This window comes from Gilvimarinus sp. 1_MG-2023, assembly GCF_030548285.1.
Window position 1 is genome coordinate 1 of the sequence record NZ_JAUOSC010001159.1, and the last position, 263, is coordinate 263.

Sequence of the window (263 nt, forward strand, 5' to 3'; positions counted from 1 at the left end):
TTTTCACACATTGGGATCTCGGTACCGGATCTGGATGCCGCCGTTAAGTTTTACACCGAGGTGATGGGCTGGTATCTCATCATGCAACCCACCGATATAAAAGAAGACGACAGCGCCATCGGTGACATGTGCACCGACGTATTCGGTGCAGGCTGGGGCAGCTTCCGTATTGCTCACCTGTCGACCGGCGATCGGGTTGGTGTGGAGATTTTCCAGTTCAACAACCAGCGTAACCCGGACAACAACTTTGAATACTGGAAAAC

Annotated in this window: 1 protein-coding gene; it reads left to right on the forward strand. The window is 52.1% G+C overall.

Annotated elements, in window-relative coordinates:
• Positions 1 to 263 (forward strand): VOC family protein (locus Q4563_RS20500; RefSeq protein WP_303605825.1); only part of this gene is annotated, 263 nt, incomplete at both ends.